The 236-nt window shown below is 49.2% G+C and carries 1 protein-coding gene; it reads right to left on the minus strand.

What is annotated here, in order from left to right:
* Positions 1 to 4: 4 nt before the first annotated feature.
* Positions 5 to 236 (minus strand): hypothetical protein (locus HJV72_RS18905; protein WP_208073401.1); only part of this gene is annotated, 232 nt, incomplete at its 5' end.

Raw genomic sequence — 236 nt, forward strand, 5'->3', positions numbered from 1 at the left:
GTCTTTAATGTGGTAAGTCATTATTTTCATCCTTTCCGTCTGTGCCGCACATCGGCAGCCTGCACTCAACGCGCACTTTGACACGTCCAGTCTGGCAGATTTCTGTAACGTCTACCTTGGAAGTCCAAGGGATAGGCACATTGTCGAGAAACCCGTTTCGCCCTGCGGGAGTGATTTCGTCATCTCGTATTGTAAGCTTCATCTTGTTCCTCCTTGTCTTGGCCCTCTTTATGCTC

Origin of the sequence: Extibacter sp. GGCC_0201 (genome assembly GCF_017566055.1) — a bacterium.
Lineage (GTDB): Bacteria > Bacillota > Clostridia > Lachnospirales > Lachnospiraceae > Extibacter.